The 18,456-nt window shown below is 61.1% G+C and carries 18 protein-coding genes and 1 riboswitch; of the genes, 3 read left to right on the top strand and 15 right to left on the bottom strand.

The genetic code is table 11. The features are described 5' to 3' along the window. Window positions 1-2 precede the first annotated feature (2 nt). Complete coding sequence (locus ACR9ZQ_RS37835; RefSeq protein WP_481430401.1) at window positions 3-1,037, top strand: ABC transporter ATP-binding protein; 1,035 nt, start codon at window positions 3-5, stop codon at window positions 1,035-1,037. After that, a complete protein-coding gene (locus ACR9ZQ_RS37830) occupies window positions 1,034-1,912 on the top strand; it encodes an ABC transporter ATP-binding protein (protein WP_481430400.1) in 879 nt (292 codons plus the stop codon). Before ACR9ZQ_RS37835 ends, ACR9ZQ_RS37830 begins: the two co-directional genes overlap by 4 nt. Window positions 1,913-1,951: 39 nt before the next feature. Here the strand turns inward: ACR9ZQ_RS37830 and ACR9ZQ_RS37825 are convergent, their stop codons facing one another. The 15 genes from ACR9ZQ_RS37825 to ACR9ZQ_RS37755 all read right to left on the bottom strand — a co-directional run bounded on the left by ACR9ZQ_RS37825 (window position 1,952) and on the right by ACR9ZQ_RS37755 (window position 16,309). Next, window positions 1,952-3,103, bottom strand: a complete 1,152-nt coding sequence (locus tag ACR9ZQ_RS37825; protein WP_310382274.1) for an alpha-hydroxy acid oxidase — start codon at window positions 3,101-3,103, stop codon at window positions 1,952-1,954. A 261-nt stretch (window positions 3,104-3,364) separates the two neighbouring features. Next, window positions 3,365-3,871 carry a GNAT family N-acetyltransferase gene (locus tag ACR9ZQ_RS37820; RefSeq protein ID WP_310382275.1) on the bottom strand — a complete coding sequence of 169 codons (507 nt, stop codon included), beginning with the start codon at window positions 3,869-3,871 and terminating at the stop codon, window positions 3,365-3,367. Window positions 3,872-3,875: 4 nt separating this feature from the next. Next, window positions 3,876-4,157 carry a type II toxin-antitoxin system TacA family antitoxin gene (locus tag ACR9ZQ_RS37815; RefSeq protein WP_310382276.1) on the bottom strand — a complete coding sequence of 94 codons (282 nt, stop codon included), beginning with the start codon at window positions 4,155-4,157 and terminating at the stop codon, window positions 3,876-3,878. 261 nt (window positions 4,158-4,418) lie between these two features. Further along, a complete protein-coding gene (locus tag ACR9ZQ_RS37810) occupies window positions 4,419-5,099 on the bottom strand; it encodes a spermidine synthase (RefSeq protein ID WP_310382277.1) in 681 nt (226 codons plus the stop codon). A 69-nt stretch (window positions 5,100-5,168) separates the two neighbouring features. Beyond that, a complete protein-coding gene (locus ACR9ZQ_RS37805) occupies window positions 5,169-6,068 on the bottom strand; it encodes an ABC transporter ATP-binding protein (RefSeq protein WP_481430399.1) in 900 nt (299 codons plus the stop codon). Continuing rightward, entirely contained in the window at window positions 6,065-6,868 is an 804-nt protein-coding gene (locus tag ACR9ZQ_RS37800; protein WP_481430398.1) for an ABC transporter ATP-binding protein, read from the bottom strand. The genes ACR9ZQ_RS37805 and ACR9ZQ_RS37800 overlap by 4 nt, the downstream gene beginning before the upstream one ends. Beyond that, window positions 6,865-7,743 carry an ABC transporter permease gene (locus ACR9ZQ_RS37795; RefSeq protein WP_481430397.1) on the bottom strand — a complete coding sequence of 293 codons (879 nt, stop codon included), beginning with the start codon at window positions 7,741-7,743 and terminating at the stop codon, window positions 6,865-6,867. Before ACR9ZQ_RS37795 ends, ACR9ZQ_RS37800 begins: the two co-directional genes overlap by 4 nt. Before the next feature lies 1 nt (window position 7,744). After that, window positions 7,745-8,722 (bottom strand): ABC transporter permease, encoded by a 978-nt coding sequence (locus ACR9ZQ_RS37790; protein ID WP_310382281.1) that lies wholly within the window; start codon window positions 8,720-8,722, stop codon window positions 7,745-7,747. A 59-nt stretch (window positions 8,723-8,781) separates the two neighbouring features. After that, window positions 8,782-10,428, bottom strand: a complete 1,647-nt coding sequence (locus tag ACR9ZQ_RS37785) for an ABC transporter substrate-binding protein (protein WP_481430396.1) — start codon at window positions 10,426-10,428, stop codon at window positions 8,782-8,784. Between the two features lie 44 nt (window positions 10,429-10,472). Beyond that, a complete protein-coding gene (locus ACR9ZQ_RS37780; protein ID WP_310382284.1) occupies window positions 10,473-11,495 on the bottom strand; it encodes a glycoside hydrolase family 3 N-terminal domain-containing protein in 1,023 nt (340 codons plus the stop codon). Between the two features lie 26 nt (window positions 11,496-11,521). After that, entirely contained in the window at window positions 11,522-12,001 is a 480-nt protein-coding gene (locus tag ACR9ZQ_RS37775; protein WP_481430395.1) for a GNAT family N-acetyltransferase, read from the bottom strand. Window positions 12,002-12,184: 183 nt separating this feature from the next. Next, entirely contained in the window at window positions 12,185-12,997 is an 813-nt protein-coding gene (gene thiD, locus ACR9ZQ_RS37770; RefSeq protein ID WP_481430394.1) for a bifunctional hydroxymethylpyrimidine kinase/phosphomethylpyrimidine kinase, read from the bottom strand. Continuing rightward, window positions 12,994-13,629: a thiamine phosphate synthase gene (gene thiE, locus ACR9ZQ_RS37765; RefSeq protein ID WP_481430393.1), complete on the bottom strand. Its 636-nt coding sequence runs from the start codon at window positions 13,627-13,629 to the stop codon at window positions 12,994-12,996. Before thiE ends, thiD begins: the two co-directional genes overlap by 4 nt. Beyond that, window positions 13,626-14,426 (bottom strand): hydroxyethylthiazole kinase, encoded by an 801-nt coding sequence (gene thiM, locus ACR9ZQ_RS37760; protein ID WP_481430392.1) that lies wholly within the window; start codon window positions 14,424-14,426, stop codon window positions 13,626-13,628. The genes thiE and thiM overlap by 4 nt, the downstream gene beginning before the upstream one ends. Before the next feature lie 51 nt (window positions 14,427-14,477). Continuing rightward, window positions 14,478-14,575, bottom strand: a riboswitch (TPP riboswitch). A gap of 210 nt (window positions 14,576-14,785) precedes the next feature. Further along, window positions 14,786-16,309: an aldehyde dehydrogenase (NADP(+)) gene (locus ACR9ZQ_RS37755; protein WP_310382290.1), complete on the bottom strand. Its 1,524-nt coding sequence runs from the start codon at window positions 16,307-16,309 to the stop codon at window positions 14,786-14,788. Window positions 16,310-16,534: 225 nt separating this feature from the next. On the opposite strand from ACR9ZQ_RS37755, the gene ACR9ZQ_RS37750 reads away from it, so the two are divergent. Further along, window positions 16,535-18,412, top strand: coding sequence for a DUF4139 domain-containing protein (locus ACR9ZQ_RS37750; RefSeq protein ID WP_481430391.1), 1,878 nt, complete (start codon window positions 16,535-16,537; stop codon window positions 18,410-18,412). Window positions 18,413-18,456 lie beyond the last annotated feature (44 nt).

The raw sequence follows: 18,456 nt of genomic DNA, 5'->3' as shown, positions 1-18,456 counted from the left end.
CGATGCAGAATCTTTTGAGGAAAGCGCCTTTGACCCTCGTCGAAAACTCCCGAGACGCGCTGACGATCGACGGGCTGAAATGCTATTACGTCAACGACTATTTCGGCGTCCGGCGCGAGATTCGCGCCGTCGATGACATCAGCCTGACGGTACGCAAGAACGAGATCTACGGCATCGCCGGAGAATCCTCGAGCGGCAAGACCTCGTTGATCAAGACGCTTGCCGGGGCCATCCGGCCGCCGATGCGGGTCGTCGGCGGCACCGTCAATTTCAACTTCGATGGAAAGCTGATCGACGTCTACGGCGAACCGCAGAAAATGCGGTCTGCGCGCTGGCGCCACCTGTCCTATATCATGCAAGGCTCGATGAACGTGCTGAACCCGGTCCGGCGCGTGAAGCACGCTTTCAACGATTTCGCCTTCCGGCACATGAACCTTGATCCGGCTACCTTTCGTGAGCGGATCGAGGCGCATCTCGCCCGCCTGCATCTCGATCCGCATGTGCTCGAAGCCTTTCCGCATCAACTTTCAGGCGGCATGCGCCAGCGACTGACCATTGCGCTCGCGACCGTCTGCGAACCGGAATTCATCATCGCCGATGAGCCGACGACAGCGCTCGACGTTCTGGTGCAGCAGGATGTTCTGGCATTGATCAAGGAGGTGCAGACGCGCATGCAAGCCTCGGTCATCTTCGTAACCCACGATATGTCCGTCCATGCCGCAATCACCGATCGCCTCGCGATCATGTATGCCGGGCGGCTGGCCGAAGAGGGGCCGACGCAGGGGATTTTCGACAATCCGCAACATCCCTATACGGTCCACCTGATCGGCAGTCTGCCGCGGATCGGTGATACGAAAACCAGAAAAAGCCTACCGGGCAAACCGCCGGCGCTCTCGAACCCGCCTTCGGGATGCCGCTTCCACCCGCGCTGTCCGATTGCGATCGACAGATGCTCGAAGGAGGTGCCCGTCATGCAGCCAAGCGCGACCGGCGGGCGTGTCGCATGTTTCAGGGCGGGGGAGTACAAAATCCAATGAGCGGCGAACACCTTCTCCAACTTGAAAACGTCACCAAGCTCTTTCCGATCGGCGGCTTCTTCTCGCGTGCCAAGATGACGGCGGTTAACGAGGTCAGCTTCGCGCTCGAGGCTGACAGACCCGAGATCTTCACGATTGTCGGCGAATCCGGCTCCGGCAAATCGACGCTTGCCAAGATGATCCTTGGCAATGAGAAGGCTGATCGCGGCACCATCCGCTTCGACGGTGCGGATATCGGTGATATTCGCAGCCGCAACGCCCGCGAAGCCTTCATGACCAGGGTTCAGCCGGTTTTCCAGAATCCCTTCGAAGCGTTCAATCCGCTGACGCGCATTGACGAATATCTGTATGCCACCGCCCATCGCTTCAAGGATGCGAAGAGCCGCGCCGACAGGGAGGCGCTGGCCGACATGGCGCTGCAGCGGGTCGGCCTCTCCATTGCGGAGGTTCGCGGACGGTATTCGCACGAATTGTCGGGCGGCCAGCTCCAGCGCATTGCGGTGGCACGTGCGCTCATTCCCGAACCCAAGCTGATCGTCGCCGACGAGCCGGTCTCGATGGTGGATGCATCGCTGCGCATGTCGATCGTCAATCTTTTCCGCGACTTGCGTGATACGCTGAAGGTGTCGATCATCTATATCACGCATGATCTGGCGACCGCCTACTACATCGCCGACCGGGTCATTATCATGCGCAAGGGCGTGGTGGTCGAAAGCGGCGATGCACGCACCGTGCTAGACAATCCGCAGCACGAATATTCGATCGCTTTGAAGAATGCCGTGCTGCCGCCTGATCCTCGTGAGGCGTCGACGATCATTCGCCAGCGCCAGCAGGATGCCGGCGCACTTGCGCATCGGGAGATCGTCAACGCCTGATAAGGTCACGCCACCTGGGGCGCGGCCATGTTCTCGGTCTCAGGAGGCGCGGAAACGCAGATTTCCGGCCGAAAGTTCGCTGACCGAGGCGCAACCCATCAGCTTCATGCCGCGCTCGATTTCGGTTCGCATCTGCAGGAGCGCCCGTTCGACGCCTGCCTGGCCAGCCGCTGCAAGCGGGAACAGATAGTAGCGCCCGACGCCGACGGCCTTGGCGCCAAGCGACAGTGCCTTCAGCACATGGGTGCCGCGCTGGATGCCGCCATCAACCATCACATCGATCCGGTCTCCGACGGCCTCGACGATTTCCGCGAGCTGGTCGAAGCCGCTGCGCGAACCGTCGAGCTGACGCCCACCGTGATTGGAAAGCACGATGCCAGTGCAGCCGATATCGATCGCACGCTTGGCATCCTCGACCGTCATGATGCCCTTCAGGCAGAAATGTCCGTCCCAGATTTTCACCATGTCGGCGACGTCGTCCCAGTTCATGGCGGGATCGAGCATTTCGGTGAAATAGCGGCTGATCGACATGGTGCCGCTGCCCATGTCGACATGGCTGTCGAGCTGCGGCAGGCGGAATTTCTCATGCGTGAAATAATTGATGGCCCATGCCGGTTTTACGGCAAACTGGGCCATGCCTGACAGATTGAGCTTGAAAGGGATGGCAAAGCCGGTGCGCTTGTCGCGCTCGCGGTTGCCACCGGTGATGCTGTCGACGGTCAGCATCATCACCTGCACGCCGGCCTGCTTGGCTCTCGCCATCATTTCTCTGTTGAGGCCGCGATCCCTGTGGAAATAGAACTGATAGACCTGCGGTCCGCTACTGATCTTACGCGCCTCTTCCAGGCTGATCGTGCCGAGCGACGACACGCCGAACATCGTGCCGAATTTGCCGGCGGCATGGGCGACCGCCCGTTCCCCCTCGTGATGAAAGAGCCGCTGCAGGGCCGTCGGCGAGCAATAGACCGGCATGGCAAGTTTCTGGCCCATGACGGTAACCGACATGTCGACCTCGCTGACGCCGCGCAGCACGCTCGGCAGAAGATCGCAGCTCTCGAAAGCAGATGTATTGCGCCTGTAGGTAACCTCATCGTCCGCCGCGCCGTCGATATAGTTGAAGATCGGGCCGGGGAGGCGCTTTTTGGCTAGGCGACGGAAGTCATGGAAGTTGTGGCAATCGGAAAGGCGCATGATCGAGTCCAAGGTTTTCAGGCCGCCGCCGCGTCATGCTTTCACACGGTGCCGTGGCGGCCAATAAATAGGCCATGTGAGATCCGTTTATCGGCCTCCTCCTGACCCAGCGCGTATGGGATACGATCTTTATGGCACCAATCTCAAGCTCTCTCAGGAGCATCTTTGTCGGTGAAGGCTGTTTTTATTGTAGGACTGTCGTCCGAGCCGGCGCTCGTTGTGAAAAGCGCCAGTTCCAATGGACGCCTTCCTGAATAACAACTAGCGGATTGTTTCCATCCACACTCTGATGTCGCTCATCGAGCGAACGAGAATCGTTGGATTGTCTAGTGAAGGGATAAAGCCCCAGCTCTGCCAGAAACCTTCGGCTTCCTCATCAATGGCGCGAACGACGATCGCTCGGCCGCCGACGAGATCTGCGCCAGCTATACAGCGATAAAAAGCATCCCGGACCAGCGCTGTCCCGATACCGCGACCAAAATAGCGGCGATCGACCGCAAGCTGACCGATGAGCAGACATGGGATCGGGTCGGGTGGCTGACCGGTGCGGATTTTGCGGCTAACAACATTTGGAGCGATCACAGTCGGGGCCAGGCCATAGTAGCCGACGATCACATCATCATCGTGCATGATGAAGACCCGTGTGAAGCCATGTTGCTGGTTGGACCTTGCAAAGGTGGCAAGCCAATTGTCGAGGGCCGGTTTACCGCAACTGAATGCGTCCAGGCGATGACGCTCAGAAAGCGGCTCGATCCTCGACAAACCCACTGGTTTAATGTTCCCTGGGCAATTGGCGGAGCAGACGTTCGGCGACCTTGGTGGGTACGGCAGCGGGGGGCGCTTCGATGGCTGCGACAAAGGCCTCAAAGGCATCAGCCGAAATGCGGACGACGCTCTCGTTGAGCATTGTAATCTGTGCTTCCTGCAAGGCGGCTCGACGCATGAACTCGGTCCGGGAAAGACCGGTCAGTGCAGCTCCGCGATCGATAATCGCGAGATCGTCATCACGGAAGCGCATCGAAACCGGTGTTTCCTTGCGGGCATTGATGGGCATATCTCTTCCTCTTTCTCAAGAGGAAATGTAATGCAGAATGCGTTACATTGCAATAATTATCGGCCCTGCGGTTGATGACCAATTCGAGAGCGCGTGATGCCACATATGCGCGAACGAGAGGAAAGCCTTGCAGGTGGGATAACACTCTTACTCCCTCGAGAATATCAATCCCAAGCTCTTTAGGGGGCATCTTTGTCGATGAGGATTTATTTTATTATCGGACCGCGATCCGAAATAGCCCTCGCCCCGGAGACTGCGAGATCAGTGGCCGGGCTTCACCGCCAGCCAGATGACATGCCGTGCACCGCCGCGCTTGCCGTTGGCGCGCGTATTGATCGCGTCGACCGCAAAGCCGCTATCCTTTAGCCGGCGGGTGAAGGATGGATCAGGCCCTGAGGACCAGACGGCGAGCACGCCGCCGGGGCGGAGCGCCTCGCGAGCGGATTTCAGCCCGGCAAAATCATAAAGCCGGTCGTTGGATTTGCGGGTCAGCCCGTCGGGGCCGTTGTCGACGTCGAGCAGGATAGCGTCATAGCCGGCCTTTCCGGCACTGATTGCCTTGCCGACATCGCCCTGATGGATCGAGACACGCGGATCGTCGAGGCAGCCCTTGAAGACCTCCGCCATTGGACCCCGCGCCCAGGCGACGACCGCCGGCACCAGTTCGGCGACGACGACACCGGCATCCTCGGGCACTACAGCCAGTGCTGCCCGCAGCGTAAAGCCCATACCGAGGCCACCGATCAAGATTTTCGGCTTCGGATGCGATTTGATCCGCTCGTATGACAGCGTGGCGAGCGCTTCTTCCGAGCCGCTGAGGCGGCTGTTCATCAGCTCGTTGGTGCCGAGCATGATGGAAAATTCGGATCCGCGCTGCTTCAGCCGTAGTTCACCGCCGTCGCCAGGAATGGTCGCGGAATCGAGCTGGATCCAGGGAAGCATGGCAGTTTCGTCTCGCTGAAAGGGACCGTCCCCTAGCATAGGGTGACGGTCGAAGCCAGCAAGCCTTGCTCAGACCACGCGCACGAAATGGTCCGGCTCATGTTCCACCACCTGGTCCCGCGGCGCGGCGGAACGGCGGCGGATATCCTCAACCTCCTGCGGCTGCAGGCGCATGCGCGGATCGTCGAAGCGCACATCCGGATCCGGCACGGCAGAGAGCAGCAGGCGGGTGTAGGGATGCAGTGGATTGTCGATCACCTTGGCGGTGTTGCCCCATTCGACGATCTGGCCAGAATACATGACCGCAATATCGTCCGCCACATAGCGGGCGGTGGCGATATCATGGGTGATGTAGAGCAGGCCGAGATTCATCTCCTTCTTCATCTCGTTCAGGAGATTGAGAACGCCGAGGCGCACGGAGACATCGAGCATCGAAGTCGGTTCGTCGGCCACGATCACTTCCGGCTGGGCCGCAAGGGCGCGGGCGATATTGATGCGCTGGCGTTGGCCGCCCGAAAGCTCATGCGGATATTTCGGTGCGACAATATCGGGATCGAGCTTCACGCGCTCAAGCAGTTCACGCACCGTCGCGTTGATCTGATTGCCACGGATATCGGGCCGGTGCAGCTTCAGCGGCCGCTGCAGATGATGGGCGATCGTGTGGGCCGGGTTGAGCGAGGCAAAGGGATCCTGGAAGATCATCTGTACCGAACGGCGGTAGCGGGCGATCTCGTCCGCCTTGGCGCCTTCGACGGGGCGGCCCTTGTAGAGAATCTGGCCTGTGGTCGGCGAATATTCACGCATCGCCATGCGGGCGCAGGTCGTCTTGCCGCTGCCGGATTCACCGACAAGCGCCAGCGCACGGCCGGCATGCAGCGAAAAGGAGATGGCGCGGGCGGCATGAACCGTGGAAGCGCCGAGACCGAAGGTCTTGGTGACCTTGTCGAGGGCGAGGATGGCATCGCTCATAGCAGCACGCCTCCGTGAAGCGAAGGGAAGGAGGCCCAGAGTTTGCGGGTGTATTCGTGCTGCGGCACCTTGTAGATCGCCTCGGCACCGTTCTGCTCGACGAGCTTGCCCTGAAGCATGATGCCGATGCGGTCGCAGAACTGCACCATCAGCCCGAGATCGTGGGTGATGAAGAGCACCGAGAAGCCGAACTGCTTCCTGAGTTCGTTGATGCGCTGCAGGATTTCCCGCTGCACCACCACGTCAAGCGCCGTCGTCGGCTCGTCCATGACGACAAGTTTAGGATCGAGCGCCATACAGATGGCGATAACGATGCGCTGACGCATGCCGCCGGAAAACTGGTGCGGATAGTTGCGCATGCGATCCGGCGCGATATCGACGAGCCGCAGCATCTCGGCCGTGCGCTCACGCGCCTCGGCCCTCGTCATGCCCTTGTGAGTGCGAAGCACATCGTAGAACTGGTCTTCGATGCGCAGCACCGGGTTCAGCGAGTTCATGGCGCTCTGGAAGACCATGGCGACCTCGCGCCAGCGGAAGGCGGCAAGCGCCTTCGCGTCGAGTTCCAGCACATCGCGGCCGGCAAGCAGGATCTGGCTCTCCTTGCGGATCAGCGCCGGCGGCTTGTGCAGGCGGCCGATGGCAAAGGCGATCGTGCTCTTGCCGCAGCCGGATTCGCCGGCCAGGCCGAAGACCTCGCCCGGTGCCACGTCGAAGCTGACATTGTCGACGGCGCGAAAGTCCTTCTCCTCGCCGATATAGTCGATGGTGAGGTTCTTCACGGAAAGCAAGGGTTGCGTCACAGGCGACCCTCCCCGGAGCGGATGAGCAGGGACCAGCGCTTCAGATGATTGCCGGTGCGCAGGCGCGGATTGGCGATTTCGTCGACGGCGAAATTCAGCAGCGACATGCCGATGCCGAGGAAGGCGAGCGCAAAGCACGGCGTGAGGATATCCCACCAGGCCCCGACCGAAAGTGCGGAAGCCTTTTGCGCATTATAAAGCATGGTGCCCCAGGAAACGACGCGCGGATCGCCGAGGCCGAGGAATTCCAGCGTCGCCTCGGTGATGATGGCGAAGATGACGCTGCCGATGAAATTGATGCCGACGATGGAAATCACGTTGGGGAAGATCTCGAATGTCATGATGCGCCATTGCGGCTCGCCCATCATCTCAGCCGATTTGACATAGTCCTTCTGCTTGACTGAGAGCGTTTCGGCGCGGGTCACGCGCGCACCCCAGGCCCAGGATGTGCCGCCGAGGATGAGGGCGATGACGAGTGGGCTCGCCTGGCCGATGAAGGCTGCAAGAACGAGCAGCAGCGGTAGGTTCGGCACGACCAGCACCATATTCGTAAAGAAGCTGATGACCTCATCCGTCTTGCCGCCGCGATAGCCGGAGATAATGCCGAGTGCGGTGCCGACTGCGGTGATCAGCAGGCCTGCGCCGAAACCGACGGCAAGCGAGGTTCGCGCGCCATAAATCAGTCGGGCAAAGACGTCCTGACCGATACGCGTCGTGCCGAGAATATGATCGACGGACGGCGGCTGGTGCGGACGGCCGGTACGGGCCGCGGGATCATAATGCGTCAGCAACGGTGCGGCGACCGCGACAATGATGATGAAGGCGATGATGGCGAGGCCGATCAGCGCCTTGCGATTGCGGAGCAGGCTCTTCATCTCACGCTCCCTTCAGTCGCGGATCGAGCAGCACGTAGCTGACATCGACGACGAAATTGGCAATCAGCATGGTCGCGGTCATGATGAGAAGCTGGCCCTGGATGACAGGATAGTCGCGGGCGAGGATCGCTTGATAGAGGATGTTGCCGAGGCCGGGATAGTTATAGACGACCTCGGTCACCAGCGAGCCGCCGAGAATGGTGCCGATGGCGATGGCAAGGCTGGAAACGGTCGGCAGCAGTGCGTTGCGGGCCGCATACCAGAGCATCACATGCCGGTCGGACAGGCCCTTGGCGCGGGCCATGACGATATAGTCTTCGCCGAGCAGGTTGATCATGTTGTTGCGCATGGTGACGGTGAAGCCGCCGACCAGCACGGTGCAGAGTGTAATCATCGGCAGGATGCCGTGATAGGCTACACTGGCGATATATTGAAAGCTGAAGGCCGGATCGAGCGACGGATCGGCCGCATAGCCGTTCGGAAACCAGCCGAGGGTGAAGCCGAAGAAGAAGAGCACGATCAGCGAGGTGACGACGGCCGGTACCGACGTCGCGAAGATCGCGCCGATCGAGACGATGACGTCGAATTTGCTGCCGCGCCGCCAGGCTGCGACGATACCGAGGAAGGTGCCGAGCGCGAAGCTGATGATCGTCGCCGTGCCCATCAGGCCGACGGTCCAAACCAATGCGTGGCCGAGCACAGACGTGACCGGCAGCGGGAAATATTTGATCGAGCGGCCGAGATCGCCGGTGAAGATGCTGCCGAGATAGGTCAGATATTGCTGCCAGAGCGGCCCGTCGACGAAGCCGAAGGTGAGCTTCAGCGCCTGCAGGCTTTCCGGCGGCAGTTCGGCGCCCGCACTCGAAAACATGATGCGCACGGGATCGCCCGGCATCAGCCTGGGCAGGAAGAAATTGATCGTCGCTGCCGCGATGAAGGCCGCCAGGTAAAAGGCGAGGCGGCGAAGCAGAAAAGCCATGGGGACTCCGTCAAAACGGGAGCGGCGCTTGCCGCGCCGCTCCTGCCGTTTCTAGTGGCTTAATTGACCGGCTCAAGCGCCAGCAGGTTCAGAAGACGTGCCGGGTTGGTACGCGAGATGGACGGATTGACGAAGGGATTTTCCTTGGTCGACCAGCCGGTGAAGCGCTTGGTGTTGTACTGATACCAGTTCGGATTGTTGAAGACCGGGATGACAGGCATGTTTTCGGCAACGATGCGCTGAGCCTTGTTCATCGCTTCCTTCTGCTTGTCGAGGTCGGCCGTGTGGGTGAACTGGGTCACCAGATCTTCCACTTCAGGGCTGAACCAACGCTGCGCGGTGAAGCGGGTCTTGCCCTTATCCGATGCGCTGAAGGCGCGCTTGTAGGGGTAGTAGGGCGATGCCGATGCCGGCAGGCTGTTGATTGCCGCATCGAACTTGCCGTCGATGAGGTCGGAGGTCCAGACGGCTTCTTCCGGCGTCTCGATCTTGGCGTCGATGCCGACGGCCTGCATGCCTTCGATGGCGATGTTGACCGTGTCGATCCAGTCCGTCCAGGCGTTCGGAACGATGATCGAGAAGGAGATCTTCGAGCCGTCAGGATTGTCGCGCAGACCGTCGCCATCCTTGTCGACATAGCCGGCTGCATCGAGCAGCGCCTTGGCGGCATCGGCGTCGTAGGCGCCGAACTTGCCGAAGTCGGCCTTGATGGACGGGTCCGCCCAGCTCTTGTAGAGCTCGCCCATCAGGCCCGGGTCTTCGTTCAGCGTCGGATAGCCGTAGCCGGCCACATCGATCATCGTCTTGCGGTCAAGCGCCATGGAGACCGCCTGGCGGAACTTCACGTCGTTGAAGGCCTTCTTGTTGGCCTCGTTCGAAGTCTCGAGATTGAACAGGAAGGCAACCATGCTGCTCGGCGAATACCAGTAGTGATAATGAGCCGGATCCTTCGAGACATAGACATTGTCGATATCGGGAATGAAGGAAACGCCCCAGTCGAGCGTGCCGTCGGCAGTCGCCGTCAGGATCTGGTTGTTGTCGGCAAGCTGCGGGAAGCGCATGCAGTCGATCTTCAGGTGCTCTGCATCCCAGTAATTCGGGTTGCGGCACTGGTCATAGGTCTGGCCGGTGAAGCGCGGCACTTCCGTCAGCGGGCCACTGCCGACAGGGGTTTCGTTGGCATAGGTGATCGGATCGGCAACGTCCTTCCAGACATGTTCCGGCACGATCGGCAGCTGCGACAGCTGCTCGGCGGCAAGCGAGCTCGGATTGGCGAGCGTGAAGCGTACCGTCTGGGCGTCTACAGCCTGCACATCGGTGATGAAGCTCCAGATGCTGACGAAGTCGAGCGCCGGGAATTTCTTCAGATAGTCATAGGTGAACTTGACGTCGGCAGAGGTCAGCGACTTGCCATCCGACCACTTCAGGTTCGGGCGCAGCTTGAAGTCGATGCTCTTCAGGTCGTCGGAGAGCTTGAAGCTTTCGGCCAGACGATAGACCGGCTTGTTGCTGTCGAAGCGGTTGAAGATGACCAGCGGCTCATAGATGAAGTCGAGAGTCGACTGGCGCGACGAGGTCTGGTTGAACGGGTTGAAGTTGCGCACCCAGGTCGTGGCCGGCTCGATATTGGCCGTCAGGATGGTCTGCGCCATGGCCGAGCCTGACAGCATGGTCAGGGCCGCGGCCGCTAGGATATATTTCTTCATGTCAAATTCCCCTTTTCTTATGCGGTGAAAAATGGCGGCGACGGTCAGGAGATCAGCGCGCTTGCAAACATGGCTTCGACTTCCGCCTGGGCCGCGCGATAGTCGATCTTGAGAGTCCCGAGGCGGGCCTTGCCGGCGGCAATACGCTTCTGCGCTGCGTCGGTCAGCGGGCGCGCGGCCTTGGCTGCGGCTTCGCTTTCCTTGACATCGCCGTGGCTGTGGAGTGCGACGTCGAAGCCGGCATCGAGCACTTGGGCGACGCGTTCCGGCAGGGTGCCCTGCAGCGACTCCATGAAGATGCAATCGGAGATCAGCACGCCGTCATAGCCCATGTCGTTGCGGATCACGTCACGCATGATCGGCGAGATGGAGGCCGGAAGCTCTGCATCATAGGCGGAGTAGACGACATGGGCGACCATCGCCCAGGGCGTATCCTTCAGCGCCACGAAAGGCTTGAAGTCGGTGGCAGTGAGCGTCTCGCGCGAGGCATCGACGACCGGGCGCTCCTTATGGGAATCGAGCGTGGCGCGGCCATGACCCGGAATATGCTTCATGACCGGCATGTTGCCGGTTTCGAGAAGCCCATCGACCACTTCGCGGCCCAGTGCGGCGATGAAATCCGGATCCGGGCCAAAGGAGCGGGCGCCGATCACAGCGCTCGTCGTCTCGAAAACGAGATCGAGAACAGGCGAGCAGCCGCTCGAAAGACCAAGTTCGCTCATCATTGCGCCCATGGCCTGGGTGGAAAGGCGCAGCGCCTTCTTGCCGAGGTCGAGATCGTGGCGAGCAAGCTCGGCGAACTGGCCGAAGCTGCGGAAGAGCGGCCAGGGGCCGGCATCCATATGCTGCACACGACCGCCTTCCTGGTCGGTGAAGACGGGAGCATCCTCGCGGCCGACGGCCTCGCGGAAACGATCGATCAGGATCTTTGCCTGTTCCGGATTGCGCAGGTTGCGGCGACCGACGAAGAGGCCGAGCGGATTGGTCTCGCGGAAGAGGGCGAATTCGTCGTCCGAAAGTGTGGGATTGGGAAGGCCGACGAAGAGAGCGAGCGGGGTCGAGGACACTATTTCAAAACTCCGGTATCAGATGGTCATTTCGGCTGGCTTCGCAGCATGCCTTCGTAAATGCCCTTGTCGGGGGCGGGAATTTCGACCGCGCCGGCGGTCTTGACGTAGAAATCGGCGGGGCCGGCATCGCCGATGAAGGCATAGGCGTGGCCGAGCGTCTTCAGGTTTTGCAGGCAGGCGGAAAAGAGGGCGAGGCCGATGCCCTTGCCACGCGCCGTGGGATCGACGCCGGTCGGGCCGAAAAAGCCACGTGCCGTCGTGTCATAGCAGGCAAAGCCAGCGAGCTTGCCGTTTTCGACGGCGATCAGACAGGCAACGGGCTGGCGGGAGAAGGCGACGGTGACTTCACTTGCCCAGTTTTCGCTGAAGTGCTCGCGCACCCAGCCGGCCACGACGTGAAGTTCCGGCGGCAGAGCCGGACGGATTGTGATGCCGACGGAGCCGGCTTTTTCTTTCAGTTCCGCGAGCTTCGTGGAATATAAGCTCACAAGCAGGTCCGACACCCGAATTCCTCCAGTTGTTCCGCTATTACGGAATGTATCCCCTTTTAATGACATAGCTTTGGATATATGGGCGGCCATGTCAACAGGCTTTTTACGAGGCAGGCTCGGTTCAACTGAGGGTAGGTAAAACAAAACGGCCCGGTTTGACCGGGCCGTTGGGCAATCTTTAAATTGTGATCCGGCTCAGATCCCGGCGTCTATCCACAGGGCATGGAAATGATGGACAGGTCCATGGCCGGAACCGACCTCCAATTCGCCTGCGAAAGCGACCGCTTGCGCAAGATAGGTTTTCGCGGTCGCGACGGCCACTTGCGGCAACGCGCCCTTTGCGAGCTCGGCGGCAAGCGCGCTGGAAAGGGTGCAGCCCGTGCCATGTGTGTTTTTGGTCGGTACGCGTTTCGCCTCGAACCAGTGAAGGCCAGAGGCGGTCGACAGCACGTCGGGGCTTTGGTCGCTGTCGAGATGGCCGCCCTTGACCAGCACCGCGGTGGGGCCGAACGCACGCAGGCGCTCAGCCTGTGACGCCATCTGCTCGCGGCTTTCAGCAACCTCTTCGTGCAGCAGCGCGGCCGCCTCCGGCAGATTGGGGGTCAGCAGCGTTGCGAGCGGCAGCAGGTGCCGCGTCAGCGCATCGACGGCCTGCGGGTCGAGGAGCGCTGCTCCACCCTTGGCGATCATGACCGGATCGACGACGATAGGGATGTCGCGATGAGGTGCCAGCGCCTCGGCAACAGCTTCGGCAATGCCGGCATTGGCGATCATGCCGATCTTGACCGCGTCGACGCGCACATCGGCAAAGACCGCCTTGATCTGCTGAGCGACGAAGTGCGGCGGCACGAGATGCACGCCGGTCACTCCTTGGGTATTCTGCGCCGTCAATGCCGTCAGCGCCGCCATGCCATAGACGCCGCGCGCCGAGAAAGCTTTGAGATCGGCCTGAATGCCGGCACCTCCAGAGGGATCGGAGCCGGCGATGGATAAGACGTTGCGGATCATCGGCGAACCTTTCGGATTCCCTCGGCGATGCGGATCGTCGCTGCTCGCGGATCCGGCGTACCGCAGATTGCCGAGACGACAGCAAACCCATCGGCACCTGCCGCGAAGACGGAAGCGACATGCTCGCTCTTCAGTCCGCCGATCGCAACCGTCGGAACGGGTGCGGCTTTCACCAGCTTCGCCAGCCCATCGAAACCGATCGGTTGCTTGTGGTCGGTCTTCGTGGATGTCGCAAAGACCGGTCCGATGCCGGCATAGTCGACAACAGCTGGGTCGATGGCTGCTGCCAGCGCTTCGGTCTCGACCGACAGGCCGAGGATCATGTCCGGGCCGATCATCGCACGGGCGGCGACGGGTCCCGCATCGTCCTGGCCGATATGCAGACCGTCGGCGCCGATCGCAACGGCTGCCTCGACGTCATCGTTGATAACAAGCAAAGCGCCGGTACCCTTTAGGATATCTTTGAGCGCCAGACCGGTCTCAATCATCCTTGTCGTTCCGCCATGCTTGTCGCGCAGCTGCACCATTGTTGCGCCACCGGCGACGGCAAGCCGCGCAGTCTCGACCATGCCGATTCCGGCGCAGAGATCGGGGTCGAGAACGAGGTAGAGGGAAAGATCGAAGCGTTTCATGCGGCGCTGATCCTGACCTTTGCATCGAGTGTCGCGCCATCGAGCGCGGCAAGCTGATCGAGGAAGCGCCAGGAGAAGGAGCCGGGACCATCCGCATTTTTCGCGGCCTCCTCGCCAGCAACAGCGAAAGTAGCAAGTGCAGCAACAGCGGCTGCGAAAGGGTCTGCGGCAATGGTGGCGGCGAAGGCGCCTGTCAGGCAGGTCAGCGAGCAGCCGAGCGCGGTCACCTGCGGCATCAGCGGCGAGCCGCCTTCGACGCGCAAGGCCTGCGCGCCGTCAGTCACGAAATCCACGACTCCGGTGACGGCGACGACCGCGCCATGCCGTTCGGCAAGCAGCCGCGCGGATGCCTCGGCCTGCTCAACCGGGTCACGGCTGTCGACGCCCTGGCCACGGCTCTCGCCGCCGGCAAGTGCGATGATTTCGGAAGCATTGCCGCGAATGATCGTCGGGCGAAGCGCCAGGAGATCGGCAGCAGCCTTGCGCCGGAAGGATGTTGCGTAATGAGCGACCGGATCGAGGACCCAGGGCTTGACATCCGCACTGGCCGCCGTTGCCGCGGCATGCATGCCGTCGATCCATTGGGTGGAGAGCGTGCCGATATTGACGGTCAATGCGCCGGCGATCGCGGCGAATTCTCCCGCTTCCTCGGCGGCATGAACCATGGCGGGCGATGCCCCGGCCGCAAGCACCACATTGGCGGCGATGTTCATGGCCACGTAGTTGGTGATGCATTGTACGAGCGGCGGTTTCGCGCGCATCGCCGTCAACAGTGCTCCGGGTGTCTTGTTCTCCATAGTACCCCTTTCAGGCGGGGCAGGCGCGGGAACGATTGTGCGATGAAGCAGTCTTCGACCCGAGCGACTCCCTCCGCCGGCATTATCCGGTTCAGGTTCGAAGGGTGCTTCTCAGCCAGTCTTGTGAACGGGCGCCCCTGTCTCTCAACGGCACTCTTTCTTGCAGAGAATGATGCCGGTGTCACTGGCAAAATGACGGTCTTACGAACAAGAATCCGTACCTGGCGCCGACGCGCCGACTGGAGACAGCTGTCGTCAGTCGAGCTGGTGTCTGCTTGCAGCCGGTGCGGGAGCTTGCCAATCTCTCCGGCGGTCCCCTTAGAGACACCGCCGTCTGAAGTCTGGCAAGCTCCGGTACATCAACGCAGCGGAGCCGGAAGCAGGTTACTGGTGAAATCCTGGTACGAAACGGGCCGCAGGAACCTGTAGATAGCGAGCGTCCCGACGGAGGTCGATCTGCCGTCGGCAGTTGCCGGATAGGGGCCGCCATGCACCATGGCAGGCGATACTTCGACGCCGGTTCCGAAGCCGTTCACGAGCAGTCTTCCGGCCAGCATTTCCAGCTTGGGAACAAGGCGCTTTGCGTCCGGCTCGTCTTCGCTCGCAATGTGCAGGGCAACGGTCAGCTGGCCTTCGAGGCCATCGAGGACGCGCTCGAGTTCTGCAAGATCGCGGCAGCGAACGATGAGGCCGGCTGCACCGAAGACCTCGTCCTGAAGCTCGTGATGCGCGAGAAATGCCGAAGCTGTCGTCTCGAAGAGAGCGGCCGTGCCTTCGAATTGACTGCCCGGCTTGCCATTGGCAACGAGACGGACTTCGGGATGCTTTTCCAGCCGGGCGACGCCATCGCAGAATGCCTTGGCGATGGAGCCCGTGAGCATCGTCTGGGCGCCGACATCGGGCAGAAGCTCCCGGCTCTTGGCAATGAAAGTGTCCAGACCTTCGCTGTCGACGGCGAGAATGAGGCCGGGATTGGTGCAGAATTGTCCGGCACCCAGGACCAGCGAGCTCACGAAAGCCGTTGCGATTTCTGCCGCGCGGCTCTTCAGGGCATTCGGGAAGAAGATGACCGGGTTGATGCTGCTCATTTCGGCATAGACCGGGATCGGCTGCTTGCGCTCGGACGAGATCTTCATCAGCGCAGTACCGCCGCGGCGCGAACCGGTGAAGCCGACGGCCCGAATTCTGGCATCGGCCACCAGCTTCTGTCCGACTTCGAAGCCGGTGTCGAAGAGAAGCGCGAATGTGCCGGCATGCAGGCCCGCCTTGGCGACGGCGCGCTGTACGGCGCGGCCAACAAGCTCGGACGTGCCCGGATGGGCGGAATGGGCCTTGACGACAACAGGGCATCCTGCCGCGAGCGCAGACGCCGTGTCTCCGCCGGCGACCGAGAAGGCGAGCGGAAAGTTCGATGCGCCGAAAACGGCGACGGGGCCGAGCGGAACATTGCGAAGACGCAGATCAGGCTTCGGAACCGGCTTGCGGGAGGGATCCGCGCCGTCGAAACGAAGCTCCTGGAACCGGCCTTCGCGAACCTCCTTCGCAAACAGCCGAAGCTGTCCCATCGTGCGAGCGCGCTCGCCCTCGAGACGTCCGCGCGGAAGTCCGGTTTCCGCCATCGCCCGCACGATCAGCTCGTCGCCGATAGCCTCGATCTCACTGGCAATCGTTTCAAGAAAGGCAGCGCGCGTTTCCAGATCGGTTTCCCGGTAAGAGGCGAACGCTTCCCATGCAAGCCTGGTTACCTCTTCGACGTCTTCGGCGGAGGCGCCACCGAAAGAGACGGGCAGTGCCGTCCCTGTGGCTGCCTCGACGCCGTAGAGCTCGCCACGCGTGCCGCGCTTTTCCGATCCCGCGACGAGCAGGCTTCCATTGATAGTCATGACGGATTTCCTTTCAAACAGACTCGAGCCACGTATATAGGCGTTCGCCTTCTCATTTTCACGACATCTTTGCCCGATATCGCATCGAAGATGGACATCTCCTGCAGAGATTTGGTCGCCTCGCCGAACGGGTAGACGACGGCGCACGCAAAAGCAATTTCCTGTCGAAATGCCGCCCCTTTTTTACGCTCATTCTGCGGCGGGATTAAATATCGAGGGGGCCACATGAAATACGCATCCGCTGTCTGTGCGGCGTTTACCGCAGTATTGCTGTCCACAACCGCATCGGCGCAAAGCGGAACGATTAAGTCGATCCGGCTGTCCTCCGGTGGTGTGGCCGAATATGTGCGCAGTCTTAATGTCGGGGACGACGGCAATGCCGTCGTCGAGGTGCCGACAGACCAGATGGATGACTTCCTGAAGACTCTCGTCGTATCGGGACCGGCGCCCGTGAAGGGGCTTTCGACCACCGGCCCGAGCATGGTCGACGAAACATTCAAGGTGCTGCCGATCAAGCCGCAAGATCTGGATTCGGCCGCCGGTGTGCTGAGGGCTCTGAGAGGCGCGCCTGTCTCTGCGAACGGGGTGAAGGGACGCATCGTCGGGGTAGAACCTCCGACGGAGAAGCAGCGCGCTCGGCTGATCGTGATGCTTGACAGCGGCGCGTTTGACGTTGCCGAGATCGGTGGCGCCATGGCTTACAAACTCGACGACGCCAAAGATGCCGAGATGATTGCCCGGGCAGCGGAACTGCTGTCGAGCGACAGAGTGCAGGGGACGCGAACGGTCACCATTGCGCTCGATGGCAAGGCGTCCGCGGCAGTAGACATCTCCTATGTCGTCGCAGCCCCGCTCTGGAAGCCCTCCTACAGGATCATTGTCGACGCCAAGGGCAAAGCGCGATTGCAGGCATGGGCCGTGCTGGAGAACGCGTCCGGCGAAGACTGGCACGGGGTTTCGATATCCCTGACATCAGGCAAGCCAGTGACGCTTCGCCAGAGACTGTACGCAAGGACATGGCCATCACGTCCGGAGGTTTCGACCGCATTTCTGGACGGAGCAGGCGCCAAACGGAGTATGGTTGAGGGTGCGTTGCTGAATAGGCCGGCCGCCGAGGCTCCTGCACCCGTTATGGCCGCTCCGGCCGCCACTGTCACGGCCACTGCCAACGAAGGTGACGTGGTCGCAAACTTCGATCTTCCTGGCGCATACGACCTGAAGAACGGCGAGACGATTTCCGTGCCGATCCTCGATCGCGAGATCGAGGCGAAGTTCGTTGCTCTCTATCGTGAAGGAGCCCAACATCCGGATGCCGCGCTGGTGCTGACGAACGACACGGGTAGCTCGTTGCCGCCGGCGATCGCGGCGGTCTATGACGAAAAAGGGCGCTATGTCGGCGATGCACGCATAGGTAACATGAAGCCCGGCGGAGTGGAAACGGCGACATTTGCAGCTGATCAGAAGATCGAGCAGGAAATGGCAACCACCACGTCTAGCTCCTTCCGAACGGTTGTCGTTAAGGACGGCTATCTCGACGCGACGCTCGAACGTCGCATGCGAAAGACCTTCACCGCCTGGGGCGCGGATGCCGACAGGACGTTCATCGCGGAAGACCTAGGCATGGCAGAGTGGGAGCTCGTTCCATCAGAGAATGTGGAGGAAACGCCGCAAGGTGCACGGGCGACTGTCATCGTGCCCGCCGGCAAGAAGGTTTCGACGACCATCGACTGGCGCATGACCGAGAGCGAGACGCAGGCGATTGCCGATATCGATGACACGGTGATCCTGCAATGGCTCGACGAAGGGCCGTCCCCGGAAATTGCCGAGAAGCTTCGGCGCCTTGTGACGGCGAGGACGGCTCAGAAGGAAGCGGAAAGGGACCTGTCGACGGTTATGCAGGCGATCGAGGACGCAACATCGGAGTCTTCGCGTATATCCGCAATGCTCGCCTCTGTCGGTGATACGCCGCTCAAGCAGCAGTTCCTTCACGACCTGACGGAACAAGAGCGGTCCATCAAAGAGCTACGGGCGCAACGCGACGAGGTGCGCACTCGGCTTGAAAAGCTTCGAAAGGAACTTGGAGAAGCAATCGCGCGTCTGTAGGCGGTCTTGCCATGAATTGGCGTTGCTCGAAGATAGCTGAAATA

The organism is Rhizobium sp. KNZ14-9A (genome assembly GCF_056755015.1).
The sequence above is the reverse complement of the archived record's forward strand: the minus strand, read 5'-3'. Positions and strand labels throughout refer to the sequence as shown.